This window comes from Maribellus sp. YY47 (assembly GCF_023111095.1).
Lineage (GTDB): Bacteria > Bacteroidota > Bacteroidia > Bacteroidales > Prolixibacteraceae > Draconibacterium.
This window is the reverse complement of record NZ_JALGYW010000005.1, coordinates 1-26,112: the sequence shown is the minus strand read 5'-3', so window position 1 is coordinate 26,112 and position 26,112 is coordinate 1. Positions and strand designations below refer to the sequence as shown.

At 43.4% G+C, this 26,112-nt stretch carries 21 protein-coding genes; 5 read left to right on the top strand and 16 right to left on the bottom strand.

The window, feature by feature from the left end; translation table 11 throughout:
* Nucleotides 1-26 precede the first annotated feature (26 nt).
* From pulA to MR764_RS05225, 5 genes are all read right to left on the bottom strand, one after another.
* Nucleotides 27-1,970: a type I pullulanase gene (gene pulA, locus MR764_RS05245; protein WP_247978350.1), complete on the bottom strand. Its 1,944-nt coding sequence runs from the start codon at nt 1,968-1,970 to the stop codon at nt 27-29.
* Complete coding sequence (locus MR764_RS05240; protein ID WP_247978349.1) at nt 1,971-2,519, bottom strand: hypothetical protein; 549 nt, start codon at nt 2,517-2,519, stop codon at nt 1,971-1,973. It abuts the gene before it with no gap.
* A gap of 98 nt (nt 2,520-2,617) precedes the next feature.
* Nucleotides 2,618-5,194, bottom strand: a complete 2,577-nt coding sequence (locus tag MR764_RS05235) for a phosphatidylglycerol lysyltransferase domain-containing protein (protein ID WP_247978348.1) — start codon at nt 5,192-5,194, stop codon at nt 2,618-2,620.
* A gap of 60 nt (nt 5,195-5,254) precedes the next feature.
* Complete coding sequence (locus MR764_RS05230; protein ID WP_247978347.1) at nt 5,255-6,637, bottom strand: aminopeptidase P family protein; 1,383 nt, start codon at nt 6,635-6,637, stop codon at nt 5,255-5,257.
* 13 nt (nt 6,638-6,650) lie between these two features.
* Complete coding sequence (locus tag MR764_RS05225; protein WP_247978346.1) at nt 6,651-8,507, bottom strand: Xaa-Pro dipeptidyl-peptidase; 1,857 nt, start codon at nt 8,505-8,507, stop codon at nt 6,651-6,653.
* Between the two features lie 234 nt (nt 8,508-8,741).
* Here MR764_RS05225 and MR764_RS05220 point away from each other — a divergent pair, with 234 nt between their 5' ends.
* On the top strand, nt 8,742-9,179 hold the full coding sequence (locus tag MR764_RS05220) for a DUF4395 domain-containing protein (RefSeq protein WP_247978345.1): 438 nt from the start codon (nt 8,742-8,744) through the stop codon (nt 9,177-9,179).
* Nucleotides 9,180-9,232: 53 nt separating this feature from the next.
* On the opposite strand, the gene MR764_RS05215 is transcribed toward MR764_RS05220, so the two are convergent.
* The 7 genes from MR764_RS05215 to MR764_RS05185 all read right to left on the bottom strand — a co-directional run bounded on the left by MR764_RS05215 (nt 9,233) and on the right by MR764_RS05185 (nt 17,077).
* The gene (locus MR764_RS05215; protein WP_247978344.1) at nt 9,233-9,649 is read right to left on the bottom strand and encodes a hypothetical protein; all 417 of its coding nucleotides are present in this window, start codon (nt 9,647-9,649) and stop codon (nt 9,233-9,235) included.
* Between the two features lie 49 nt (nt 9,650-9,698).
* Nucleotides 9,699-10,451 carry a LytTR family DNA-binding domain-containing protein gene (locus MR764_RS05210; protein WP_247978343.1) on the bottom strand — a complete coding sequence of 251 codons (753 nt, stop codon included), beginning with the start codon at nt 10,449-10,451 and terminating at the stop codon, nt 9,699-9,701.
* A gap of 100 nt (nt 10,452-10,551) precedes the next feature.
* Complete coding sequence (locus tag MR764_RS05205; RefSeq protein WP_247978342.1) at nt 10,552-13,554, bottom strand: histidine kinase; 3,003 nt, start codon at nt 13,552-13,554, stop codon at nt 10,552-10,554.
* Between the two features lie 126 nt (nt 13,555-13,680).
* Nucleotides 13,681-14,193: an OmpH family outer membrane protein gene (locus MR764_RS05200; RefSeq protein ID WP_247978341.1), complete on the bottom strand. Its 513-nt coding sequence runs from the start codon at nt 14,191-14,193 to the stop codon at nt 13,681-13,683.
* Nucleotides 14,194-14,452: 259 nt separating this feature from the next.
* Nucleotides 14,453-15,163: an outer membrane lipoprotein-sorting protein gene (locus MR764_RS05195; protein ID WP_247978340.1), complete on the bottom strand. Its 711-nt coding sequence runs from the start codon at nt 15,161-15,163 to the stop codon at nt 14,453-14,455.
* A 73-nt stretch (nt 15,164-15,236) separates the two neighbouring features.
* Nucleotides 15,237-15,905, bottom strand: a complete 669-nt coding sequence (locus MR764_RS05190) for an FAD-dependent oxidoreductase (RefSeq protein WP_247978339.1) — start codon at nt 15,903-15,905, stop codon at nt 15,237-15,239.
* Nucleotides 15,906-15,970: 65 nt separating this feature from the next.
* Nucleotides 15,971-17,077 (bottom strand): Sb-PDE family phosphodiesterase, encoded by a 1,107-nt coding sequence (locus MR764_RS05185; RefSeq protein WP_247978338.1) that lies wholly within the window; start codon nt 17,075-17,077, stop codon nt 15,971-15,973.
* Between the two features lie 198 nt (nt 17,078-17,275).
* On the opposite strand from MR764_RS05185, the gene MR764_RS05180 reads away from it, so the two are divergent.
* The 3 genes from MR764_RS05180 to nagB all read left to right on the top strand — a co-directional run bounded on the left by MR764_RS05180 (nt 17,276) and on the right by nagB (nt 21,713).
* The gene (locus MR764_RS05180) at nt 17,276-18,490 is read left to right on the top strand and encodes an ROK family transcriptional regulator (protein ID WP_247978337.1); all 1,215 of its coding nucleotides are present in this window, start codon (nt 17,276-17,278) and stop codon (nt 18,488-18,490) included.
* 64 nt (nt 18,491-18,554) lie between these two features.
* Nucleotides 18,555-20,861 carry a glucosamine-6-phosphate isomerase gene (locus MR764_RS05175; protein ID WP_247978336.1) on the top strand — a complete coding sequence of 769 codons (2,307 nt, stop codon included), beginning with the start codon at nt 18,555-18,557 and terminating at the stop codon, nt 20,859-20,861.
* A 72-nt stretch (nt 20,862-20,933) separates the two neighbouring features.
* The gene (gene nagB, locus MR764_RS05170) at nt 20,934-21,713 is read left to right on the top strand and encodes a glucosamine-6-phosphate deaminase (RefSeq protein WP_247978335.1); all 780 of its coding nucleotides are present in this window, start codon (nt 20,934-20,936) and stop codon (nt 21,711-21,713) included.
* A gap of 312 nt (nt 21,714-22,025) precedes the next feature.
* On the opposite strand, the gene MR764_RS05165 is transcribed toward nagB, so the two are convergent.
* The 4 genes from MR764_RS05165 to yidD form a co-directional block, all read right to left on the bottom strand.
* A complete protein-coding gene (locus tag MR764_RS05165) occupies nt 22,026-22,835 on the bottom strand; it encodes a metal ABC transporter permease (RefSeq protein ID WP_247978334.1) in 810 nt (269 codons plus the stop codon).
* Nucleotides 22,836-22,837: 2 nt separating this feature from the next.
* Entirely contained in the window at nt 22,838-23,584 is a 747-nt protein-coding gene (locus MR764_RS05160) for a metal ABC transporter ATP-binding protein (RefSeq protein ID WP_247978333.1), read from the bottom strand.
* The gene (locus MR764_RS05155; RefSeq protein WP_247978332.1) at nt 23,584-24,447 is read right to left on the bottom strand and encodes a zinc ABC transporter substrate-binding protein; all 864 of its coding nucleotides are present in this window, start codon (nt 24,445-24,447) and stop codon (nt 23,584-23,586) included. The genes MR764_RS05160 and MR764_RS05155 overlap by 1 nt, the downstream gene beginning before the upstream one ends.
* Before the next feature lie 83 nt (nt 24,448-24,530).
* A complete protein-coding gene (yidD, locus tag MR764_RS05150; protein WP_247978331.1) occupies nt 24,531-24,800 on the bottom strand; it encodes a membrane protein insertion efficiency factor YidD in 270 nt (89 codons plus the stop codon).
* 199 nt (nt 24,801-24,999) lie between these two features.
* On the opposite strand from yidD, the gene MR764_RS05145 reads away from it, so the two are divergent.
* The gene (locus MR764_RS05145) at nt 25,000-25,980 is read left to right on the top strand and encodes an ROK family protein (protein WP_247978330.1); all 981 of its coding nucleotides are present in this window, start codon (nt 25,000-25,002) and stop codon (nt 25,978-25,980) included.
* The last annotated feature ends 132 nt before the right edge of the window (nt 25,981-26,112 follow it).

Sequence of the window (26,112 nt, the reverse complement as noted above, 5' to 3'; positions counted from 1 at the left end):
GTTCATTTTTAAAGTGAATGGGATTTTTATTTCACCAAAGCGAGCACAACCATTGAAAGCGGAAGAACCTGTAGCGTACTTTGAATCAACTCCCCTATTCCGGCTTCATTGATCTCGACTCCGTTGGCAACCATCCTAAACTTACCTTCCGGCAGCGGCATTTCAACAACTTCGTTATTCCCGTTAAAAAACAGCATAACTCGCTCCCAGCTGTCACCCACATGTTGCCCTTCAATACAATACGCAACAACCCCAATTTTATACTGGGTACAAAAATTCAGATGACTTCGGATCGCCTCAGCATTGGAAATCCGCAGTGCCGGATGATTTTTCCGAAGTTGAATCAACTTCTGAAAATATTCAAACACGTCGATATTATCGTGCTTGCGTGTCCAATCCAGTTGATTGATGGCATCAGGTGATTTATACGAGTTCCCATTTCCGTTTTTCGAGCGGCAAAACTCAACGCCTGCATGTAAAAACGGAACTCCCTGCGAGGTAAGCACCAATGCCCCCGCCAGTTTTACGCGTTTACGCAGTTCTTCATCGGTGGCTTTGGGCAAACTTTGTTTGAGCTTGTCCCAAAGGGTATAATTGTCGTGACACGAAACATAATTGATACATTGATCCGGTTCAGCAGCCCAGGCACTTTTTACAGTTTCGATGTAGCCAAAATTGATTTGCGGATGAAAAACAGCACCGGCAATTCCAAACTTTATCGTTTCCTCCCGCAAAGTAAGCCCACTTACAAATCCTTTCGATTTTTTATCGCCGTGATTTCCTTTTAATCCATCCCTGAAATCGTCGTTAAAGCTGGCAATTCCGGGTAATTGGGGCGTATTTCTTTTTACGGCCCGTTGATCTTCGAACATCGGACTCTGATCGGCAGCCCAGCCTTCTCCGTAAAGAAACAATCCCTTATCTAGTTTCGACATTTCTTTCCGGATCGTTTTCATGGTCTCCAGGTCGAGCACCCCCATCAAGTCGAAACGAAATCCGTCGATGTGGTATTCTTCCACCCAATATTTCAGCGTATCAACAATGTATTTCCTTACCATGTGGCGCTCCGAAGCAATTTCGTTGCCACACCCGGTTGCATTCGAAAAAGAACCATCGGGCTTTTGGCGGTAAAAATAGCCGGGTACCATCTGGTTAAACACCGACTCTTTGGTAAAATACGTATGATTGAACACCACATCCAGAATAACACCAATTCCCTTGTCGTGCAGTGCTTTTACCAGCTTCTTAAACTCCTGAATTCGCTTGGTGCCGTCGTAAGGATCGGTAGCGTACGAACCTTCCAGTGCACTATAATGCAGCGGATCGTAGCCCCAGTTGTATTTTTCAAGCGGCTTTTCCTCATCAACCGTAGCAAAATCGTTTACCGGAAGCAAATGTACATGTGTTATCCCCAGTTCCTGTAAATGATCGATACCTGTTTTAAGCCCCTGAGGAGATTGGGTACCTTCTTCGGTAAATCCCAGAAACTTCCCTTTATTTTCTATTCCCGAATTATCGGCGATAGAAAAATCACGAACATGAGCTTCATAAATAATCGCCTCAGTAAAACTGTGGTATCGTGGTCCGGTATCTTCGACCCAACCTTCCGGATTCGTGGCATTCGGGTTATAAATTTGCCCACGTTGCCCGTTGACCCCCACGCAACGCGCGTACATGCCCGGAACTTCATTCAGCCAGTCGCCGTCGTTAACACGGAAGGTGTAGTATTTCCCTTCGTAATCACCGTTCAACACGGTTGTCCAGGTACCATTTCCTGATTTCTGCAGATGGGTTTTATGAAAAGCTTCTCCCGTTAATCCGTCTTTGTAAAAACGCAGCTCAACCAACTGGGCAGTGGGTGCCCAAATTTTGATCACTGTTTTCTCAGGCGACCAAAAAACTCCCAGATCCTTTCCGTCATAATCCGGGTAAGTTGAAAAATCGATATGGTTGAACTTCCAGTTTCTCATTTAAAATTTAAACGCCGTTTTTCTCAAAAAAACAGCCCGGCTTCCGAGCTTCTTCCCTTTTACGTCTTCCAGATAAATTTTTGCCTTTGGATATTTCTTTAAACGACTGTCGTGTCCGTAAAAACGTAATAATTCAATATCGAGTGTGTGTGTTTTTCCCTTTTCGAGGTAAAGTGGATAAAAATGGTAGTTGTTACTTCCCTTCAGCCTGAATTTTCGCTTCATCCAGAAATTATCGAACACAAGCAGCGGCTGGGCCAAATCGACGTCAGCATTACCGGTGTTTTTCACCGTTAACTTTAATCTGTCGGGGAAATACACTGCACTTTTTTCCAGCGTAATGCTCACCTTTTGCCGGGCAAATAAGGATTTACCTCCACTGTCTTTTGTTTTACGTGAAGATTTGCCGGTAAGGATAAAACCAACAATCAGGGCGACAATCACCAGAAAGATATAAATGAGCTTATCTCCATCGGGACCTACCTCATTCTGAGCGAAGAGACTCGAAGAAAAACCGCAAAACAAGAGTATAACAAGTAGTTTTTTCACCCTTTAAATTTCGCGTAAAAATAAAAGAATTTAGCCCTTCTCCAACTCTTGTCTCCCCGATCAGGCCCAATGCAAATTGAACGTTAACTGTTAGAGAACTATGGCTTTGAAACTCCTTTCAGAATCATCGGAAATTGCACAAGATCATAGTCATTCCCGTAGACCAGGTACTTCTTCTCCCAATCGGGATTGAACTTGTCTTTAAACTGAAATTGCCCTTTAAGATGCTGGAGTGGCTTTAATCTTTCCAGTGCAATTTTCATCGATCTTTCTGCCATGGTTTTGGGATCTTCTATCCCGGCAAATGCGACCAATCCAAGGTTTACGTGCGTTACATTTTTGCTTTTGAAGTATGCAAACATTTCAGTCAACAGAAAATAAATGATCCCTGTTGGAGCATCGTCGGTAATCCGAATCAAATCGTAGGTTCCTTCTCCTTTTACAAAATCGGGGACAAGATTCAGAAACGCAACCACCTTTTCTTCCGGGTTCTCGATGGTCATCACCGTTGTCTTTTTAATTAACTCGGGAAGAAACATTCCCTGCGAAAAAACCATTTCGTGTTTACCCGGCTTGTTCAGCCACGCATCCGACACCTGCTGCAGCTTCTGAATCACACCGTCTTTGACTTCCGGCTCGTACACATGAAAAGTATATCCTGCATTTTTAGCTTTGTTGATTGCATTTCGAAGCGGGTGCATCTTAGAGCCGCTCAACGAAAAAATTTCCAGGTTGAGAATAGCTTCCTGCCCGATAAACAGCACGTTCTTTTTTAGCTGACGAAAAACACCAATGGAAGATTCCGGTACACGATAATAAAAAGTTTTCAGTCCATTCCCGTAACAATAACGCTCAAATTCCTGAAGCAGTGGCAATGCCGCTTCCTCGTTGGCACAAACCGGTAACTCAAGAACAACAGCGTAACTTCCCTGAATTTTATATGCCAGAAAACCATTTTCATTAAAATAAAAAAGCTTGTCGGGGTAATATTTGAAATAATCGAGCGCCGACTTTCCATAATCCTGCACGAGCAAACGTGCGTGGTTAATGTCATTTTCCTGATCAATACTGTCGGTAACAAAAATAGGGCGCAAAGAAAGCACGATAGCCGAAATCAGCAACCCGCCGCTAAAAAGATGGACCAGCAAAATGAAATGCTGTCCGAAGTTCGATTGAGGCAAATAACCCGAATCATCAAAAAGAAAAATCAAACGAAAAGATGCTTTTACCGATTCAATAAAATTATAGTCAACTCCCATGTGCATCTTCTCCAAAAAATACGTTCCACCCACTGCACCTGCTACCACGGCGGCAAAAGCGGCCAGCCATATTTTCCACCAGTTTTGAAGGAAAAATGGCAACGATCGCACATTGTACAAGCGGTAAGTGTATAACAGGCTGGCAATGGCAAACAGCGAAACGAGCGCCTCCTCATAATCAATTCCTTTTGCAAGATGACCAATCGCGGAAAGCGTTAACAACAACAGCGAGATCCGCCAGGCGCGTTTCACCCCTTTCAGAAGATAAACAGAAAGGGCAATTAAGAGCAAGCCGATAAAAAACACCGTGAAGTTTGAAATGGAAACCGCCAGCTTTGGAAGCAGTTTTTCAAGAATTACGATTCGTTCGGGCAAGGTTGGAGAAATGGCAGAAATAATGTTGATCAGCCCTGCAATAAAAATGATAAACACCGGAATAACGCGCAGCAGAATATTCTTTCGCGAGAAAAGAAAACTGCCCAATCCGGCGATTAAAGGCAGCCAAAATTCAAAGAACCGGAATACCAAAGTGATGGCGGCAGCCTGCGGAGCGGCTATTCCACTTTGAATAAAGACATAGGTCATGGACACTTCGATCGCGCCGATTCCCCGTAAAAAGGGCGACACAATCAGCAACATCACCATTACAATGTAAGCCATGAAAGCCGTAAACAAAGTAGGGTGAAAACCCAGCGCCAGCATGGAAATATACACGTGACTTACACCAACCAGCTCGATTAATACTGAAATCAGTAAAGCAAAAATAAAAGCCCGGTTATGAAGATTGGTGGAGAAAATACTTTCGAGCGTTAACAGAGTTTGAGGATTGAACCGCTGCACAAGCCTGTATACCCAACGACGTTTCGCAAACGACCAGACAATAAATAAAATCAGCCCGATCAGAACAATTAAAATGATGAAGGGAACCAATTCAACTGATGAAAGTTTGTTACGTAAAAGCAACATCAACAGAAGTGGAAAAGCCACAACTGCCACCGATAGAAACCCACAGAGCCCATAAATGTATGAGCCATAATGAATATCGGAATTACTGACTCCTTTGCCCGACAGCGGTTTCGTAAAAAACACCAGCGACGAAACTCCCCCGGCCGGCAGAAAAATACTGATCAGATTTCGTTTCAGGAACAGTGGCAAGGTGTCGCCTATTGTAATTTTTACACCCGCCGCACTGAAACTAAAAACATACATAAAAGCCTGGAGCAGAATATACAAAACAGTAACAAGCAAACCCAAAATAATGTAAAAAGAGTTGACGTTTTGCAGCGTTGACCGGATTTGGGCAATCTCAAGGTGTTCATTTTTGATGAAATAAATGCTCATCAAAATCATGAGTACAGCCAGCATAATCTGCCAAACCGGCCTGCTGCTTTTTCGGTTTTTAAATATTCTGATCATAATCACGAATTTTAAACCAACACCGGCACTCTGAAAAACCTTTTGTGCTTACGCAGTCATCTATTCGCGCAAAGCTTCCACTTCGTCAACTGTTTTGGGCTTTGGTTTCCCAAGTAATTTAGCCCCGTTTTCGGTCATTACAAAGTCCTCTTCGTTACGAATACCACCAAAATTACGATAAGTTTTCACCTTGTCCCAATTAATAAATTCGTTGAATTTGCCCTGCCCGCTCCAAAGATCGATCAGTTCGGGAATAAAGTAAATCCCCGGCTCGATGGTAAATACATGTCCGGCCTGCAAAGGCTTTGCGAGCCTCAACGATTTCAATCCAAACAAAGTACTCTTGGGCTGACCGTCGTAACCCACCCAAACTTCACCCAGATCTTCCATATCGTGCACATCAAGGCCCATCATATGACCGGTTCCGCAGGGGAAAAACAAGGCGTGAGCGCCGGCTTCCACTGCATCGGCGGTATTTCCTTTTGTAAACCCTATTGCTTTCATCCCATCAAAAATGGCAGAACACGCAGCAATATGCGCATCCCTGAAAGCTTTTTGGTAGCCCAGCGCATCAATGGCTGCCTGATGAGCGGTCAAAGTAATTTCGTAAATTTCTTTTTGCTCTGAAGTAAATTTTCTACTCACGGGAAAAGTGCTCGACAGGTCTCCGGCATAAAATAGTTCATTTTCGTAGCCGGCATCCACCAGAAACAGGTCGCCTTCTTTGATTATGTTTCCATGGTAATGGTTGTGCAACGTTTGTCCGTTAATGGTAGCAATAATCGGGAAAGAAATGCTTCCACCGGCAGCAAGCGCTACTTTATGAATCTCGGCTGCAACTTCCGCTTCGCTCATACCGGGTTGAGCAAATTTCATGGCAGCAACATGCATATCAACCGAAACATCTACCGCCCTGTTGATTTGTTCCAGCTCCTCAGCTGTTTTTATTTCGCGCTGACTGACCACCGCCTTCACCAATTCGAGTGAATATTTCGCTACCACATCTTTTGGCTGAACACCTGCCAGTTCCAGAAGTTTAATCTTGTTCTCGGGCCGGTACAAAGGCAAAAAATGAAGCGCTTGCCCTGATTTTTTTGATTTGCTTACAACATCTTCCAGCTGAGACAGAGGTTTAACAGAACTTACTCCGCATTTCGCTGCCCGATCAGCGATCGTAGGTTGTGGGCCCATCCAGACAATGTCGTCGATGGTATAATCATTTCCAAAAATAGTTTCGGTATCATTATCCACATCAATTACCGCCGCAAGGCCGGGGTGACTACTCCCGAAATAGTAAAGAAAGGTACTGTCCTGCCTGTAATGGTAGGTATTATCAGTATAATTCATCGATGATTCATCGTTTCCAAAGAAAAGAATCAGACCTTTTCCTACTTTCGCTTTGAGCGTTTTTCTGCGTTCTATGTAAGTAGATTTTCCAAACATCTCATTTAGGTTTTTAAAGTTTACCGGTAGCTTTCATCCATGCCTGCACGCCACCAACAACGGGTAACGAAACTGTAGTTCCATCCAAATCAACGGTCAATTTTGTACCTGGCTTGGGATGCAACGTGAAATCCTTATCGCTCGAAAAAATCATCAGCCCAATTTGCTGACCCGCCGGAATCACCTGGTCGTCAGGTTGTAGTTCAAATGTCATTTCATAAAACTTACCGGGTTTAAGGGGTTCGCTTTCCCGCAACGACTTATAATTCTGCAGGTCGGCCCAGCCACGGGTAATCAGATTATCGGTGATTTTTGCGTCGCTCCTGTCGTTCCAGGGCAATGACACCAGGTAAACAGAAAGATTCACCGCAGGTTTACTGCTGGCCGCCTTTATCGTAAAAACCGTTTTGCCGGAAAGATGCACATCCTCTTTCAAAACAGGTGTTACGTAAATTAAACGATGATCGGTGTTCTCTGCTTTTGCCAGTGCTTCTGCAGAAAAAGAATAATTGTCAACCAGGGTCTCTATTCCCTGCAATGTTGGTTTGGCAACCGTCAGACTTCCCTTTTCAGGTGCTCCTTTTGTAAGATATAGTTTTACCAGCGAGGCATCGGGATTGGGGTAATCGGGATACGGTGTTGGATTTCCCTGCTCGTCGTTTTCTCGCACAATCCATGCTTTGGGATCGTTCTCTACCCCGTTTTCAACATCAAACAAATAACGGGTAAACCAGCGGTTCATCATCGATACGGGTGGCGGTCCGCCATGCCCGTTCTGATGGTAATAAATCTGCACCGGAAGTCCTTTTGCTTTGGCCGCTTCATAAATACGCAGACTGTGTTCGGGCACAACATTCCAGTCGTTAAACCCGTGCGACATCAGCAAGGCGGCTTTCATTTTATCCATTTTATTGAGATAGTCGCGCCCTGCCCAGAAATCGTTATAATCGCCGGTAATTCGGTCTTGTCCGTTTTTCATTTCGGTATCGCGTACGGTTTTCCGGGCATATTCGCGTTTCGATTCATCACCACTGTGAATAAAATCGAACAAAACGTCGATGTCTTCTCCGAGATAGCCACCCGGCGAACGCACCAGTCCGTTGGAACGATAGTAATGATAATAAGAAGTATTTGGTGCTACCGGAATTATCGCCTCCAAACCTTCGACACCAGTTGTTGCCGCAGCCAAGGGAAGTGTTCCGTTGTACGAAGTTCCTGTCATTCCTACTTTCCCGGTCGACCAGTAAGCTTTCACTTCTTCGTTTCCGGTTCGTGTTGTATAACCTTTTGCCCGGCCGCAAAGCCAGTCGATCACCGCTTTGGGAGCCAGCGATTCGTTGTCTCCGCCAACGGTTGGCACTCCGTCCGACAAACCTGTTCCGGGAGATGACGAATGCACCACAATGTAGCCACGCGGCACCCAGGTACTGACATGTCCTTTTGAAATGATCGGCCTTACTCCTGTTCGTTTTATTTCGGCTGGGTGTGTATGAGGTGTTGGTTCTTCACCCAATTCCTGGTTAACATCCCAAAAATAGGATGGATCGTTTCCGGCGGTGCCGGCAAAATACGGGCTTGAATTATATACCACAGGCAATCTCAGCCCCTCGGTTTCGGTTTCCCGCTGGCGCGTAACATCTACATGCATCCGGTCCAAATGCCCGTCACCATCGCTGTCGAACCCGGTTTCTACCCACAAATCTTCCCTGATCCAGCGATCCGGGTCTTCAAAAGCTTTAACAATTTGCGCCTCACCGTCTTTAAACCAGGGCCTGGCTTCCTGAGCATATAGTGGCATGATGAAAACCCCCTGCAAAATAAATGCAGCCGTGAAACCTAAAACTGTTTTGTCAAAAAATCGACCATTCATTTTATCAGATGTTTAGTGTTTTCTTATGTTGAATTTCGTGATCCTTAAAAATCTGTCGTAACGGTTACGACAGATTTGAATGAAAACCTTAAAGATAATTACACATCGATCGCTTTTAAGCAGTACACGGGTTAATTGTTAATTTTTTGTGATGTATTTAGGTGATCTGTATCACATTGATCAATAAAAAGATATTTTGGTATTTATTTTAGTGCACGCTAAAAACATTATACGATGAAACAAATTATTTGTCCGATTTCCAATGAAAAGATTAATGAACAGATAACCCGGCTCAATGCGATTATAGGAATTGTGCTGGTTACAGCTGGGTTTGCATTTCAAATGCCGGCAATTCTTTTCTTTCTGGCAGCCGATTTTTTTGTTCGTGCATTCACCAAAGCAAAACACAGCCCCATAAGCTATATAAGCCACTGGTTAACCAACACCTTGAATCTTGGTGGCAAAGCTGTTGACAAGGCCCCCAAAATTTTTGCGGCCCGGCTAGGCTTTCTGATATTGTTGATAATGGCAATTCTGTTTGTCAGCGGATTTCATTTGGCTGCTTTGTTCGTTGGGGGCATTTTTATGTTTTTTGCCACACTCGAATTTGCACTCGCTATTTGTGTGGGTTGCATTATTTATACTTACCTGATCGTACCCTTCATTAAGTAATATTTATTACGACTAAACATTCCTGGGGTGTATCATTTGATGCGCCCCATTTTTTATTTAAGCATTTTACGGCCGTAGTTACCTGTTTCTTCTCCCGTAATCTTCAGGTAATAGAAAACCGTAGAGTCAGGAACTACAACCGGCATATTCCAGTTGCCGGTTCCAGGTTTTGCCACGGGCATATTCCATGGATTGTTACTGGTTCCTTTTTCTTCCGACACATGGAGCTGCATCATTGCCAGTTTCGGCTGTTCCTTCATTCTTCCGTACCCCAGCAAATAAGGATCTCTCCACTCGTCAAGTGTCAAAGAGTCGAGTTTCAGGCTTACAGGTATTTCAGCAGAAGTGGTTTTGAAATTGTGCAAAAATCCGGAGAATTCAAGCTTGGGAAGCGGTTGTAATGTTTTTGAATCCTGACAAACTCCGGTTAGCGACAAGCTTAGGAAAAGAAAAAGAGTTAATAGTTTCATGACTTTCAATTGTTTACCAACTAAAAATAAATAATGCGCTGCACACGAACTAATGAATCCAGCTTTTTAACATTTCCTGAACTGCATCTTTTCTTCGCCTTGAAATATTGGCACGATCGCCGTTGGAAAGTTCGAGTGTTCCGCCATCGGTTTTTAAGTAGGCTGAAACGTGATGTAGATTCACCAAATGTGATTTGTGGGTCCGGATAAACGAATATTCGTTTAAAAGTTCTTCAAACTCGACCAGCGTTTTCGCCACCAGTAAACGCCTTTTGTCTTCCAGACAGATGTGCGTATAGTTCCCGTCTCCTTTGCAATGAATGATCTTTCGGACTTCGATAAATTCAATTCTGTCGCCTGTTGGTAAGCCTATCCGTGGATTTTCTGGCTGCTGAATGTTGCGCGCCAATTCGTTGACACGTTGATTTTCCTGTTTCTGCAAAACCCGATGTGAAACCCGGTTAACAGCTTCTACCAAATCGTTGTAATTAATGGGTTTCAGGATGTAATCGGCAGCCGAAAAACGAATTGCTTTGATGGCGTAATTATCAAAAGCGGTTACAAAAATCACTTCAAAGCGGGCGTGGCCAAGCGTTTCCAAAAGCCGGAAGCCATTTTCTTTGGGCATTTCAATATCCAGAAAAACCAAATCAGGATCGTGCTTTTCAATCAACAAAACAGCAGCGGCCACCGAATTTGCTTCTCCCAGCACCAACACTTCGGGGCAATATTCCCGCAGCAATCCGGCGAGGTTTTCACGCCCGTGTTTTTCGTCGTCAACTATAATGGATTTGATTTTCATACTACTATTCTTTATTTCACGCAAAGGGCACTAAGCCAATCGCCAAGTTAGCAAAGATTTCTGCAGGCTTGGTGCTTCTTCTTTTCTTTGCGTGGAAGATCTAATTTTCTTCCGGAATAATAATCTCAACACGCGTTCCTTGCTGTAAATCAATGGTTTCAATCGAATATTTCTCGCCTTGCTTTTCTTTTAGGAGTTGCAGGCGTTCGGTAATGAGTTTTGTTCCTTTTCCGTTTTTGGTTTTCGACAGTTCTTTGGCGGCTTCCCGACCCACTCCGTTGTCTTCGATTACAATTCTTATTTCCGAGCTCTTTCGTTTCACGCTAATTCTTAACTGTCTGTTGGCTGTTTTATTTTGCAGGCCATGAACAATAGCATTTTCCACAAAAGGCTGCAACAACATGGAAGGCACCAGCGTGTTGTGCACATCTATTTCCAAATCTATTTCCATCGAATAGTCAAAATCGAAACGTAATTTTTCGAGCTTCAGGTATTGCTCTGTCATTTCGAGTTCTTCGGCCAGCGACACTTCTTCCTTTTCCGAATTATTCAGCACTTTCCGGATCAAACCGGCAAAATCAGACAAATACAAATGGGCCTCGCGGCCCATATTTTTCTGAACGAGGTTTTGTACCGAATTTAAACTGTTAAACAAAAAGTGCGGATTCATTTGCGAACGGATGGCCGTTAGCTCCAGCTCGCGCAAGCGCCGTTCGCGTTGCTCCTTTCGAAACTGTTGCTGAACGCGCCATTTCCAAACCAACAAAACCGAAACGACCAACACCAGCAAAGCGACCAGAACAATGATCACGGTTATCAGCGCCGACTTATTGATTGTTTTCTCCTTCGGTTGCACTAAATATTGTTTCATCAAATTTGTTGCCTCCAAAGGGTTTTTGGCATTTCCTATGTGTTCCCCCTCTTTATTGTAAAGGATGAAATTCTTCCAATCCGAAGGAAATATGTCTGATAACCGAATAGTGTCATTCATCAACAGCAACTGGTGCGCTTTCGGTTCAGCCCGGCTCAGGAAATCTTTCCACACATTAAGATTGCTGCCTTCCACAATGTAAACATAGTTGATGTCGGGATTTTCTTTCGAAAGGTCGTCGAAATAGTAGCGTTCGCCGGCCCAGTCTGAACTTACGTAAAAGATGGTTGGTTTTTCACCGAAGTAATCTTTCATGACGACTTCTTTCCCGTCGGGCATTGTAAGCCTCACATCGGGGACATAGTTTTCGTCCTTCCATTTTCCCTGGTTTGATACAAACCCGGATATTTCCCGGACAAAGTCCTTGTCGTTACAATATCGGAGCATGTCATCGAGGTATTCGTCCGCTTCTTCCCGTTCGCTATCGTCCCCATTCGATTCAAGGATTTGTCCTCTTTTCTCCTGAATAAGTATATCGCCTGCCACACTGTACAATGGCGGCCCGGCAAGTGTTAATTTTGCCAATTCTATCCTCGAACGAGGATCACCAAAATAGTAAGTTGAGATAAACTCATTGTAATCAACATCCCACAAAATATTGCTGGGGACAACCTTACTGCTTGCCTCCATATTTCTCGTAAAATAAGAAATTGCTGCTTGTCGCGAAAAAATTCCAAAAGAATTATAATCCAGGTTAATATTAAACTGATCGATGTATTGTATTAAATAATATGCATCAATCTCGTCAGGCTTGGTATCTCCTCTCCATACCCTTTCAACATCAAAAGAATTAAATTGACTTAACAGTTGATTTGCCCCGCAATACAACTGGTTTTGTAACTCTTTTTTTATAAAACGAAATACACTAGCGGGCATATCGTTCCTGTATTTATTGCAAATTTCGGGAAATGCTTTGCTTGCTTTTTCAAATTCGGCATATTTCGTGCCCCGGTTGAGGTAAGAATAAGAGTTAATGTCATCATCGAAAACAGGATGGGCTTTGCGATATTCATAAATCATTTGCCCGGTTTTGGCCAAAGGGCCTGTAAAAGTAATATCCCAGGGAAAGGCATCGCCTTTCGCATCAAGGTGTACTTCGTTGCCTGGTTCGGCATATATTACCAGGGTTGGCAAATCTCTCAGGTTCGCATTGTAGCCAAACCGGAGAAATATAAGCTGAGGCTGCTCCAACTCTTCTTCAATTTTAAACGAGTTATCTTCGCCAAGGTCATAGACTTTTTGACTCATGCTTACGCCGTATGGCTTCTGCAATGTTGATAAGATTACCCTCTTACCCAGCACTTTCTCCACTTTGCCTGAAATGGTGAAAGTATTGTTCCCTATTTCCTTTACCGAAGCCAAAGAAAGATACGTTTCCTTGTTCGACAGGTTTTGATATTTGCTTCGAACGAGGGCAACATTGTATCTAAGCTCGTTTAACTCAATCCGGTTGTACTGAACCAACTGATTTCTGTCCTTATCGATTTCTATTGTCAGAGAATTAAGCCCCGCCTCTGGTTTGTTTGCCGAGCAGGTAATTAATTCTGCCTCCTCCTTTTTTTGCTGTACGGTTAAGTATGCGACCGGGTCAGTTTCATTTTTGCCCGGTATCGGCACCCTGTAAATTGACTGTACCAACTTTGTTATCAGCGGTATTCCTTTTTCGTTAAATTCTTCAGCGAAATAATCCACGTCTTTCTCTGAAAAGCCTTTGTCCCTAAGAATTTTTCGAACTTCCAATAAAAGGCCGACACGGTCAAGCAAAGTAATCCGACTGGTTTCGGAGTTGATGCTGTACTTTGGGTTAACAAGGCATAATAAACTCTCGTAATACTGCCTGTTCCGCTGAGAACCTTTTCCACCCCAGAATGTCGGGTATTTAAAATCCCTAATCGCCATGGGTCGGTTATTGGGTTTTACTTCCCTGTTTTTCTCAACCGAAACCCGGAGGAAAGGCTTCTCGCCCGGCTCAAAGTTGCTGTACTGAATTTTGATCGTTTTCTCCTTGTCGTAGGGCCTGTATCTTGAATCATCATTCAATAGGATGTATTCCGACTCGGTGTATTCGTAAATATATTCCTTTCCTAACTGGGGCAAAAGTAAAAGGGTGTCGGTTTGAGCGAAGCCGAAAAAAGGGAGTAGAGTTAACAGGAATAGAATAATTGGTTTCATAGCCGTGGTATTTGGATTTACCCAAATTTTGCAGGAATTATTGATAAATAAAAGCCCCACTTATTAAACGGCGGACTTTACTTATTTTCCGGCAAAATTTGAGTTACGGGGTAGAAAAAAAACCGGCTACTTCTGAAGCTTTTCGCGAACCAGTTCGGTAATATCCTGGGCATCGGCAGCCATGTAGGCAACAGCGCCGGTGCTAACATCCAAAACGTAGGTAATGCTTTTTTCTTTGGCTACTTCGCTAATGGCAGCGGTTACATCCTGGTAAACCGGCTGAATCAGTTCCATATTTCGCTGACGCAGCATTTGCTGGGCTGTCTGGTTGTAATTCTGGACTTTCTGTGCCAACGCCAGCAGCTCTTCCTGTTTGGTCTTTTTCATCAGTTCGGAATAACCGGCACTCTCCTTTTCAAAAGCGTCCATTTTAGTCTGCTGCTCTGTCAGCATATCAGAATAAATCTGTTCCATGTCTTTGGTTTCCTGATCAAGTACGGCCTGAATACTGTCTAACAGCGGGTGCGTTTGCACCAGCTCCTGCACATTTACGTGTGCTATTTTTAAAGTCGTTTGTGCCTGAACCAGACCTATTCCAAGGGTGATAAACGCAAAAACAAGTAAAATTCGGTTTTTCATCTCATTAAAATTTTCTATTTCGTTCGTATTCAATGGAACTCCCATGATTTTAATTATCCTTTTTTGTGGCTAATCTTCGTCATGGTCGTTTCATATTATTTGATTTTAGTTTTTTCAAATCTCTGATAAATATTACCAGCCTATTTGTAAAAGACGTTAAAAATAGCCCTTCCAGAAGTTAATAATTTAAAAATCAACCACCGCAGGACACAAAAAAAGGGCGAAAATTCCGCCCTCTCTGTATCTTTCAATTGTCTTTTTATTCGCTTGGTCTCACAAAAATTGAATCGTCAATCGTCTCATCAAGTTTAATCTCTTCCATTAACAATGTTTGGGCACCCATTGGTGTACTTACTTCCATTTTGCTGCCCATTTTAATGCCGTTGATGTCTTTGTATTCGCTTACTTTGGTTTCCACATCAACCGATTGCCCCATCGACTCAACCGTAGCTTTTACTTTACTAACCAGGTAAGAATCGGCATCAATAAAATAATCTTTTACCGTACCGTCGGCGTTGGTTAGTTTTATTTTGTAGGCTTCCTTGCCATCAGCATTTACTTTACCGATTAATTCGGCAGAGTGCCCTTTTTTGGCATAATTGTACAACTCTCCTTCCATGTCGGCCTGATTCATGGCCTGCTGCAGCTCCGGCCCTTTCAGCTCGGTTATTCCGGCTCCGGCCATTGGATTTTGTGCCCATCCGGCTTTCCCGTCGTAGGCCTGAATGATCTTTTGCCCCATTACTTCCATTTCGATGCGGAATTTATCGGGCTTTTTCATTTGAATGGTCATGGGCAAATCCATCCCCATCATACTCATTTTTGCTTTCACATAAAATGTTTTTACTGCGGCGATTTTTTCCTGCCCGGTGGCAGCATAGTGTTTTTTCAGTACATCGTCGAGTGATTGCGCTTGTGTGCCAATGAATGCAAACAGCATCAGGGCGGTAACAACAAATATTCGTTTCATTTTTTAACGTTTAAGGTAACTGGATAATAATCTCACTAAATTACAAATATTGGTTGCTTCCGCAATTCTACGTCTAAAAATATATCTCGGCAAGAATGTTTTCGTACGGAACTCCCTTTTCGATCAACAAGTCGCGTACTTCAACCACCATTAACGCTTTTCCGCAGAGATAAAATTTCACATCGGGGAAGCTTTCCAAATTTGTCAGGTAATTAGTCACGCGTCCGGGGAAAACATTACACGACGATTCGCGCGAACAACATCGCACGTAATTTTCACCCATTGCCCACTCGAGTTCATCTTCGAAATAAAACTGATTTAGGTACGACACCCCGTGTAGCAGTTTTTTATTTTTATCGATACCCGAGCGAAACATGCTGTAGAACGGTGCAATTCCGGTACCGGTGGCAATCCACCAGGCCGCTTCGTCGCTCCCGAGAAAACTCCCGTACGGTTCCGACACCCAGATGGTGTCTCCGGGAATTACTGCTGAAAGTTTGGGCGTCAGAAAGCCATCTTCCTTGATATTAAAAAGTACACGAATCTCATCTTCATGATTTCCGCTGCAAATGCTGTAAATACGGGGCGGATGTTCGGAGTCGATTCCGATTTTCACCACCTGACCGGGATGAAAAGTTGTATTCCGCTTAAAAGCGATAAGATGAACACCGGGAGAAATTTCCTGATTATCGGTAATGATCTGCGGGAAAAGCTGCGGTTCTTTTTTTTTGGTACCTGCCATCTGATATGAAATGTTTCATCGCAAAAAACTCTGCCGAAACCAAATTGTTCAACGTCCGGCAGTATTTAGAGTAAATTCTTCAGTGTAAAAGTAACCACCAGGTTTTCGCCAGGCCCCGTGAACATGTTTTTTACGGCATAATAAAGGTTGATTTCTTTGACTCCTGCAATCTGATCGGAGTTGCCACTCAGGCTCAAGGGTGTAACATGATGAGCTTTCAACGTGAGGTAGTCAGGAGCATCCAGTCCCACACCGGGTTGCACCAGTTCGAGCTGATAATCAAGATCGGAATTATTCCTTAGGTACAAGACCTTGTTGGTTCCGTTTGCCAGTCGCAAAGGCGCTTTATCGTATTCGAGCGAGGCAAAAAACAGGGGTTCGAGCAACGCCGATTGCCCCACCAGTGTATTGTCGAAATACGCCAGCGTGCGTTTGCCAAACAACGCTTCCTTGATTCCGCCTTCGGTTCGGCTTTTAGCAAAAACCAATGTCATCGGGCGATGGCCTTCAAAAACCTTCATTGGTCCATGTACATCAGAATTCGCAAAAATGGTTAGCTTTTTCCCTTTGGCCCATTGCTGCGCTTCGGGGTAATATTCGTTGCTGTTGTACACTTCTATTCCGTGCAATAACCCGTTGGCGAGCAAATTCGAATGTTCGGGCCACCAAACTGTTGAATCGGGTTGCTGCGCTTTCCACCCCGGATGATTCCAAATCAGAAAAGCCCCCTGATCGCGCGCTTCCTGCAAGGCATCCAAAACTTCGTCGCGTTCCAAAAGATTGGCATTTTTGATGAACAAGGCGTTCAGATGGCCGGGAGGCATGCTTCGTGTAATCTCGGCGCCGCGAATCAGCAAAATATTTTTTTGCCTGGCAAGCGGGCCTGCAATTTCGTACGAACGGTTATGGTCCGACACAATATCGGTGGAATGCGGACGGTACTCAATATGATCGGTAATGGCGATAGCATCGAGGCCTTCTTCCCAGGCTTCATTTACCCGTTCGGTCGGCCACACGGTTCCATCAGAAAATACGGTATGAATATGAAAATCACACTTCAGTGTTTTATATCCGCTGATATCAGGAATATTGATAATTCTGCGCGATTGCCCGTTTGCCACACAAACGCTGATCACCACAACAAATATCGTCCAGAATTTCTTGTTCCACATGCCTGCTCTCTTTAACTGGTACTAGATTTTGGCTCTAAAGGTCTCCTAATTTCTACAAGATTAAAAGATTTTTGCACTATTTTTTTTTATGAATTGTAAAGCAATAGTTAATTTTAAGAGAAATACCAATTCCTTTTTAATATATTTAAAAAGAGACTTGTTTCTAACCTAATTAATTCAGATTTTTGTAAGACTATTATGGAAAAACTATTTAAACATCCGGTCAATCATAGCCAAGCTGTTGAAGTCAAGAAAAGTGCACAAAAAAAACATATTCTTCGTGCCATTTATTTCAACGGTCCTCTATCGAACTCAGAATTAGCCAAGCAGATTAAATTGAGCACGCCCAAAATAAACAGTTTGCTGCTGGAGCTGATCGAAGACGGTCTGGTAGAAGAACTTGGACGAGGTGATTCGAGTGGCGGCAGACGCCCCAACATTTACGGACTGGTAAAAGACGGATTTTATGTAGTAGGAATTACCATCAATGTTACCCGCACCATCATTTCAATTTTCAACAGCAATAATCAGGAAGTAAGTGGTCCTCACGTCTTCCCGATCAGTATGCAGTCGAACATCGAAATTTTCAGTCAGGTAAACGAAAAACTGGAAGAAGTTTTTCAGCAGAGCAATATTTCGAGGGATAAAATTCTGGTAGCAGGTATTGAACTTCCGGGGCTTATTAACCTTCAGGAGGGAACCAACAAAACGTATTTCCCTGAGGTAAAAAATCTGTTTGCCGAACTGAAAAAGATTTTTGGTATTCCTGTTTTCTTTAACCACGATACCAAATTACGCACTTTTGCTGAGCAGCATTTTGGTCTTGCCAAGAACAAGAAAAACGCATTGATGCTTCAGGTAGACTGGGGTCTGGGTCTTGGGATAATTGTCAACGGCGTATTATACGGCGGAAAATCAGGATTTTCGGGTGAATTTGGTCATGTACCGATTGTACCCGACGGCCCGCTTTGTGTTTGTGGAAAGCAAGGTTGCCTGGAGACCGTGGTTTCGGCGAAAGCCATCGCCCGACAGGCCAGAGAAGCCATTAGAAACGGCAAATCATCACTTATAAACAAACTGGTTGATAACGACTTAGAAAAAATAGACATATTAACAGTAATTCAAGCGGCCGATTCGGGCGACCAATTTGCCATCTCGCTTTTTACAGAAGCTGGCAAGTGGCTCGGACACGGTATTGCATTGCTTATTCAGATATTTAATCCGGAGCAAATTATTTTAAGTGGACAGGTAGCAGTAGCCAGCCGGTTTATACAGGCTCCTATCCAGCAAGCCATTAACACATACAGCAACCGCGACATCAGCAACGACTCTGAAATCATGTTTTCAGAATTGGGAGCAAAGGCTGGTACAATGGGAGCTGCGGCCTATGCTTTGGAGCAAATATCTAAATAAACCAAAAGAAGAACCGGATGTTAATATATCCGTAACTGTGATAGCAGAAAACATATAAAATAAAATGAAACATAATTTTACGAAAGTTGAAGAAGCGTTTCTGAAAGAAACCCAACTTCAAGCAATTACTACTCGTGTTCCCTACATAGCTTCTGATAGTTTCCCAAAACTGGGATTATTGTCATCGTTGAGTTTCCTTGAATGGGTAAGTGAAAACCCTCAGGGAGTTGTCAGTCTTCCGATTGCAAAAACAGCTTCGTTTTTTCAGAATTATACGCACTTCCTGCTCGACAACTGGGATAATCCCAAAGGTGTTAAGATTCGGGAAGAATATGGTTTGGCCGGAGTTGCAAAGCCTGACCTGAGTGGATTGACTTTTGTACAAATGGGCGAATTCTTCCCCATCGATCCAAAACAACACAACAGTTTGTACAACTACGCTGTTGAACATTACATTAAAGGTTTTGGTTTCGATGCCGAAAAGGCATTGCTGATCAATTCGGAAGATATTGAACTGGCAGAAGGCAAACATTTCAGCGAAGTTTTCCCTGATTTCAAAATCGACCTTACGCTGCGCTACCGCGAAGCAAAAACGCACATGGAGCAGCTGCAAAAACGTTCGATTTTTAAAATTGATAACTGGTGTCGCGCCTACGAAACCAAAATCAGGGAAAAAGGTGGAATCGGATTTTTCATGAGTGGCATTGGCCCCGATGGTCATATTGCTTTCAATACCCGTGGTACCGATCATTTCTCAGCTACCCGACTTACTGAAACCAACTTCGAAACACAGGCCGTTACTGCGGTTGATTTGGGAGGTATTGAGGTTTCAAGAAACCGACTGGTAATTACCATTGGTTTGGGAACATTAACTTACAATGCTAAAAACAAAGCAATTATATACGCTGCAGGAGAAGCGATTGCCGATGTGATCAAACATTCGATCGAAAGCGAACCAAGCATTTGTTACCCGGCAACATCGTTGCAAGGACTCGAAAATGCACGCTTTTACCTGACCGATGGCGCCGCGGTAAAACTCGATGATGCAATCGACTGCTACTTCAAGTGTTCGCCCTGGAACCACCAGAAAACAGAGCGTGCGGTTATCGATCTGTGCAAAAAGATCAACAAGTTTGGCCCGAAACTCGAACTGGCCGATCTGAAAGCCGACAAATACTGTAGCATGATTCCAGGCCTGAACGAAAATACGGTTCAGTCGGTAATCGATTCCATCCTGGCCAAACTTCAAAAGGGAATGGAACACCAGAAAAACCAGGTGTATTACCATACCGGTCCTCACCACGACGACATTATGCTTGGCATTATGCCCATCACTAACCGTCAGTCGCGCGAAGCCAGCAACGAATTGCACTTCTCTGTAATGACATCAGGGTATTCTGCCGTTACCAATACTTTCCTGAACGATGTGCTGCTGGATACATTGGAACTGATGAATCACGGAAAAATCGAAATGATCAATTTCCCTGATTTCTTTGAAAAAGGGTACAAGTACAAATGGGACAAAGATATTTATCACTACCTCGATAACATCGCAGCTCAGGATGCCGAAGAAAAACGCCGCGGTGTTTGCCACCGGGTGGTAAGAGCGCTGGTTTCTCTCTGGGATATCAAGAATGAAGCGCAATTACGCGAAGTGATTGATGAAATCCTTACGGTACTGAAAAACAGTTACGACGGAGGTAAAAACCCTCCAAAAATTGGAAAACTCAAAGGAATGATCCGTGAGTTTGAAGAAGAACTGGTTTGGGCGCATTACGGAACAATGGTGAAAAACGTTCACCACCTTCACCTTGGTTTCTATTCGGGAGAATCTTCGTTCGAAAACGATGTGCTGCCTATTCTTAACGATTTCAGAAAATACAAACCAACGGTTATCAGCCTTGCCATGGATCCGCAGGGAAGCGGCCCCGACACGCACTACAAAGTATTGCAGGCCGTTAGTAAAGCAGTGGCCGAGTGGAGCAAGGAAGAAGACCTCAGCCAGCTGCGCATTGTAGGTTACCGCAACGTTTGGTTCAGATATAATCCATGGGATGTGGAAGTGCTTGTTCCGGTATCGCTGAATTCACTGGCAACGCTCGATCAGTCGTTCTCTGAATGCTATATCACCCAGGTAAACGCATCGTTCCCAAGTTACCAGCTCGATGGTAAATTTAGTGATGTAACACGCAAAGTATGGTTCGAACAACACAAACAAATTGAGTTGTTACTGGGTAAAAACTTCTTCTACGAAAACGAATCACCACTGCTTAGAGCAACTCACGGAATGATTTATTACCGCGAGCTGACCGTACAGGAATTCCTGGACGCATCAGAAAAGCTGGGAAAAGTAATGGAGGATTTGGGATAAGATTAATTTGAATACTTTTGACATTTCTCCCGTACAAACGGGAGAGTGTCTAAAAATCAAAAATCATATAAAATGAAACTTATTATTCATAACAATTACGACGAACTCAGTGCCTGGGCAGCCAACCATATTGCCACCCGCATCAACGAATTTCATCCAACACCTGAAAAACCGTTTGTTATGGGTTTACCAACCGGTTCGTCGCCTCTTGGAACTTATAAAGCTTTGATCGACCTGTACAAAGCAGGAAGGGTATCGTTTGCCAACGTAGTTACGTTCAACATGGACGAATACGTTAACATTGCTGAAGACCACCCCGAAAGCTACCACAGCTTCATGTTCACCAATTTCTTTGATCACATCGACATCAAAAAGGAAAACATCCATATTTTGAATGGCAATGCAAGTGATCTGGACAAAGAATGCGCAGATTACGAAGAAAAAATCAAAGCTTTCGGAGGAATCGAATTGTTTATGGGCGGAATGGGAGCCGACGGCCACCTGGCCTTTAACGTACCCGGTTCATCGCTGCAGTCGCGCACCCGACTGGTTAACCTGAACTACGACACCATAGTTGCCAATTCGCGTTTCTTTGACAACGACCTCACACTGGTGCCAAAACAAGCCCTAACAGTGGGTGTACAAACCGTTTTGGATGCCAACGAAGTGCTGATTATTGTTAACGGATACAAGAAAGCAAGAGCATTGCAGAATGTAGTTGAAAACGGCATGAATCACATGTGGACACTTTCGGCTTTGCAGGCTCACCCAAACGGGGTTATTGTTTGCGACGAAGAAGCTACCATGGAATTGAAAGTCGGAACGGTTAAATACTTTAAGGAAGCTTATTAATATCATAATCGTAAAAAATAAAACTGCCCGTGCTTAATCGCCGGGCAGTTTTTGTTTATGGTAATCTCAATTTAATTTGCAGACTTAACAAACGCAGAAAACACGTTATTCCGGAAAATCAGGATTTATCAAACTAAGAATCTATTTTTCTGATCGGCTTTACCACAACCTCTGAATTGCAAGACGGGCAAGTATACACTTCGCATCCGGTGCAGGCAAAACAGTTACTGCAAACACGATCCACCTCAAGGTTCGAAAATTCAAAACCACAGTTCTTGCACTGATAAAACTTTTCCTTTTTTTGACCCAACATTACAACAATGCCTTAACTCCCCGAAGCACACCAAACATTACAACCAATGTGAAGATAATTGCTGCTCCCGACGGGATATCCAGAAAATAGGAGATAAACAATCCGATCATCGTCCCCAAAAAGGCAAATACCGACGACAAAACAATCAGTCTCTTAAAATCTTTGGTGAAAAGATTAGCCGAGGCTTGCGGAATAGTCAGCAACGATAAAATAAGAATAATTCCCACCACCCTGATGTTTAACACCACCGTTAGAGCAATCAACGTCATGATGAGATAATTAAACAAATTCACCGGCAATCCTGCTGTCCGGGCATATTCCTCGTCGAAGGCAATGTAAAGAATCTGTCGTAAAAAGAGAGTGAAGAACGAAACAATCACCACATTGAGCATAAACATCCACCAAAGCTCGGAGCTGGTAACGGTAAGAATATTTCCGAAAAGATAGCTCATCAGGTTGGGCGTGTAACCGGGAGTCATAAACACAAAAATGATCCCAAGCGCCATGCCGAGCGACCACCAGATGGCGATCGACGAATCTTCACGTATTTCGGCAATTTTGGTAAATACCTGGATTCCCATGGCTGCCAGTACAGCAAACAGCACCGCTCCCAGTAAAGGATTAAAGCCCAGTAAAAAAGCAAGGCCGATTCCTCCAAACGAAGCATGAGTGATACCGCCGCTGATAAAAACAATCCGGCGTGCGACAATATAACTCCCGATAATGCCACAGGAGATACTCGCAAAAACAGTTGCCAGAAATGCCTTCTGAAAGAAATCGTAATTAAATAGTTCGATTATAGCGTTCATATTCAATGCTGATGATACTTTAATACTGTGTGAGGAATTTCGCCATGTGTAATCACCTGAATCGGGCAATTGTACCCCTCCAGTTGCTCCTGGGTAATGATGTTACTCGGATGATAGTGAAGCGAATTATTGACACAGGCAATCGTTTTCACATAACTCGAAATTGTACCTACATCGTGCGAAACCAGGATAATAGCAATTTCTTTGTTCAGCGCCCGAAGTTTCTCGTACAACTCTCCTTCAAAACGGTTATCCACAAAGGTATCCGGTTCATCCAGAATCAGAAGTTTGGGGTCGCTCAGTAAGGCCCGGCACAGAAAAACACGCTGCATTTGACCGCCCGAAAGTTCACCGATGGCTTTGTGGCGAATGTCCAGGATTCCCATTTCGGCGAGAAGCGCTTCCGCTTTCTTCCGCTCTTCTGCTTTTGGACGGTTATTACCCGTCATTATCGAGCCCGAGAGCACGACATCGAACACGGTAATCGGGAATTTTTTATCGATGTGCCGTACCTGTGGCAAATAGCCAATCGGCTTCTTGCGCCCCTGCAAATCGTACCCAAACTTTATTTTCCCTTTCATTGGTTTAACCAGGCCCAAAATTGCTTTTAGCAAAGTTGTTTTCCCTCCGCCATTGGGTCCGATTACTCCCAGAAAATCGCATTCGTTTACTTCCAGGCTAACGTTTTCCAATACCGGAACCTTGTCGTACCCGCAGGTAAGATTTTCTATTTTAACGAGTGGCTCCATTAAAAATTCTGTATTAGAATGTCTGTCATCGACCTCAGGTTTTCGGCCCATTCCGGATTCAACGGCCAAACCTCTATAACTTTTCCTGTGATCTCCTCGGCAAACACCCGCGCATGATCGCGATCGAACTCACTTTGAATATAAATAACCCGGATATCGTTCTCGTTAGCCATGTCGACTATTTCTTTCATATGCTGCGGTGTTGGCTCTTTTCCGCCCGTTTCGAGGGAATACTGGTCGAGACCATATTCGCGGGCGTAGTAAGCAAGGCTGGGATGAAAGACAATAAATTTCCTGCCCTTGTAGGGTTCCAGTTTGCTTTTAAGTTCCGCATCCAGCTGATCACACTCCTCTACAAACTTTTGATAGTTGGCTTCGTACTCATCTGCTTTCTCCGGATTAAGCTTTGACACTTCATCCAGAATTACTTTTGCCATTTGCTTAACCATTGCCGGAGACAACCACACATGTGGATCAACACCGTCAATATGAACATGATCACCGTGTTGTTCCATCTGATCAGCAATTAAATCGAGCCCTTCCGCTATATTAATTACTTTCATGTCGGAGTTGGTCTGCGCAATTTTGTCTTTCCACGAATGTTCAAAAGCGATATAACCAATGCGAAACCAAACGGCCGACTGCGAAATATCTTTTAACTGCGAGGGCAAAAGCGTGTAGGTTGCCGGACTCGCTCCCGGAGGAATCAACACATTCACGGGAAAATCATCGCCAACAATTTTTTGAACAAATGTTTTTTGCGGTAATATGCTTACCGTTATCACCTTTGCTTTTTCCTGCTTCCCTGACCCACAAGACGCCACAACAAACGCCATGGCCAATATGAACAAAATTTTTCTCATCTGTTTTCGTTATTTAATGCTCACAATAGAACAACTTCTTACAAATTTAGTTTTATGTTTTTGATTACAACCGGCTAAAAGAACTAAGTCTTTTTCTTCTTTTCTTTTTTTGGAGGAACCGGGTCATAGCCATGTGTTCCCCAGGGGTGACACCTTGAGATTCTTTTTACGGTAAGCACAAATCCACGGAAGGGACCATGAATTTTAATCGCCTGAACCGCATATTCCGAACAGGTAGGCACGTGTCTGCACGAGGCTGGAGTATACGGAGAAATAGCGTATTTATAAATATAAACCGGCACCAGTAATATCCATCCAAGTAGCTGCAGTATTCTTTTCCCCAGGTTGCGCATAAGCTTCTTTTACCTCCTGCAAATTTATTGAACTTGAACGAACTTCACACAGATAAAGATTAAAGAGCTGAAAATAACCATTTACTTACTGGAATTTCAATAATATTCGATGATTAAGGCCATTGAGGCAGGGAGAATTACATATTATTTTTAAATTTGCTGAGCTGCAGAAAAAGCCTAAAAAATTAAAAATATATTTATGATGAAAAAAGTTGCAATAGGTGTTGATATAGGTGGAACAAACACCGCCATCGGAGTTGTTGATGCGGAAGGTAATGTAATGGTTAAAGATAATATTTCAACCCCTTCACACGGGGATATCGACCGTTACATCGCTGACCTGGCAACAGCCATCAAAGAATTAATTAAATCGGTAAAACTACTGAACGCAGACATTGAAATTTTGGGAATTGGTATAGGTGCACCAAATGGTAATTACTACAGTGGCACTATCGAATATGCTCCAAACCTTTCGTTCCGTGGTATGGTTCCATTTGTGGAATTACTGACCAAACATTTTTCTGAAATGAAAGCCATTGCTCTTACCAACGATGCCAATGCAGCAGCTTTGGGAGAAATGATCTATGGTGGAGCCAAAGGCATGAAAAACTTTGTGATGTTTACCCTTGGAACCGGTGTTGGAAGTGGTATCGTTGTTAACGGTGACCTGGTTTATGGCCACGATGGTTTCGCCGGAGAGTGTGGACACACCACCTTAATTCCGAATGGAAGACTTTGCGGATGTTCTGCTTTGGGACACCTGGAAGCCTATTGCTCTGCACCCGGAATGAAACGTACTGCCTTTGAATTGATGGTTCAATATAATGCCAACGACAGTATGCTTGCTGACAAATCGTTTAAAGAACTGAATGCAAAAATGATTTTCGAAGCAGCTGAAAAAGGAGATAAAATTGCTTTGGAAGTATTTGAAAAAACAGGCGAATGGTTGGGACAAGGCTTGGCCGACACGGTTCACCACCTGAGTCCTGAAGCTGTATTCCTTTTTGGCGGACCAACTGCCGCAGGTGAATACATTTTCAAACCAACAAAAGAGAGCATGGAAAAACACTTGCTCCCGATCTTCAAAAACAAGATTAAAATCCTTCCTTCGAAACTGAAACCTGGCGATGCTGCTATTGTTGGAGCAAGTGCACTGGTTTGGAAAGAACTGGAAAAATAAGATGAATGACTAGTCCTAAATAAGCGTTACAGATTATTGGACTAAGTTAATAGATTCACAGACCGTTTCAAAGCTAGCTTTGAAACGGTCTGTTCTTTTATAGCTTTTAATTTTAATGGTATCTTGTTTGTG

What these genes read in the sequence shown, in the direction of transcription:
- MR764_RS05155 (WP_247978332.1), bottom strand. Translation starts at nt 24,447, where the DNA reads ATGAGAAAAATTTTGTTCATATTGGCCATGGCGTTTGTTGTGGCGTCT.
- MR764_RS05160 (WP_247978333.1), bottom strand. Translation starts at nt 23,584, where the DNA reads ATGGAGCCACTCGTTAAAATAGAAAATCTTACCTGCGGGTACGACAAG.
- nagB (WP_247978335.1), top strand. Translation starts at nt 20,934, where the DNA reads ATGAAACTTATTATTCATAACAATTACGACGAACTCAGTGCCTGGGCA.
- MR764_RS05175 (WP_247978336.1), top strand. Translation starts at nt 18,555, where the DNA reads ATGAAACATAATTTTACGAAAGTTGAAGAAGCGTTTCTGAAAGAAACC.
- MR764_RS05225 (WP_247978346.1), bottom strand. Translation starts at nt 8,507, where the DNA reads ATGAATGGTCGATTTTTTGACAAAACAGTTTTAGGTTTCACGGCTGCA.
- MR764_RS05210 (WP_247978343.1), bottom strand. Translation starts at nt 10,451, where the DNA reads ATGAAAATCAAATCCATTATAGTTGACGACGAAAAACACGGGCGTGAA.
- MR764_RS05200 (WP_247978341.1), bottom strand. Translation starts at nt 14,193, where the DNA reads ATGAAAAACCGAATTTTACTTGTTTTTGCGTTTATCACCCTTGGAATA.
- MR764_RS05145 (WP_247978330.1), top strand. Translation starts at nt 25,000, where the DNA reads ATGATGAAAAAAGTTGCAATAGGTGTTGATATAGGTGGAACAAACACC.
- MR764_RS05185 (WP_247978338.1), bottom strand. Translation starts at nt 17,077, where the DNA reads ATGTGGAACAAGAAATTCTGGACGATATTTGTTGTGGTGATCAGCGTT.
- MR764_RS05235 (WP_247978348.1), bottom strand. Translation starts at nt 5,194, where the DNA reads ATGATCAGAATATTTAAAAACCGAAAAAGCAGCAGGCCGGTTTGGCAG.
- pulA (WP_247978350.1), bottom strand. Translation starts at nt 1,970, where the DNA reads ATGAGAAACTGGAAGTTCAACCATATCGATTTTTCAACTTACCCGGAT.
- MR764_RS05220 (WP_247978345.1), top strand. Translation starts at nt 8,742, where the DNA reads ATGAAACAAATTATTTGTCCGATTTCCAATGAAAAGATTAATGAACAG.
- yidD (WP_247978331.1), bottom strand. Translation starts at nt 24,800, where the DNA reads ATGCGCAACCTGGGGAAAAGAATACTGCAGCTACTTGGATGGATATTA.
- MR764_RS05190 (WP_247978339.1), bottom strand. Translation starts at nt 15,905, where the DNA reads ATGGCAGGTACCAAAAAAAAAGAACCGCAGCTTTTCCCGCAGATCATT.
- MR764_RS05195 (WP_247978340.1), bottom strand. Translation starts at nt 15,163, where the DNA reads ATGAAACGAATATTTGTTGTTACCGCCCTGATGCTGTTTGCATTCATT.
- MR764_RS05180 (WP_247978337.1), top strand. Translation starts at nt 17,276, where the DNA reads ATGGAAAAACTATTTAAACATCCGGTCAATCATAGCCAAGCTGTTGAA.
- MR764_RS05205 (WP_247978342.1), bottom strand. Translation starts at nt 13,554, where the DNA reads ATGAAACCAATTATTCTATTCCTGTTAACTCTACTCCCTTTTTTCGGC.
- MR764_RS05165 (WP_247978334.1), bottom strand. Translation starts at nt 22,835, where the DNA reads ATGAACGCTATAATCGAACTATTTAATTACGATTTCTTTCAGAAGGCA.
- MR764_RS05230 (WP_247978347.1), bottom strand. Translation starts at nt 6,637, where the DNA reads ATGTTTGGAAAATCTACTTACATAGAACGCAGAAAAACGCTCAAAGCG.
- MR764_RS05215 (WP_247978344.1), bottom strand. Translation starts at nt 9,649, where the DNA reads ATGAAACTATTAACTCTTTTTCTTTTCCTAAGCTTGTCGCTAACCGGA.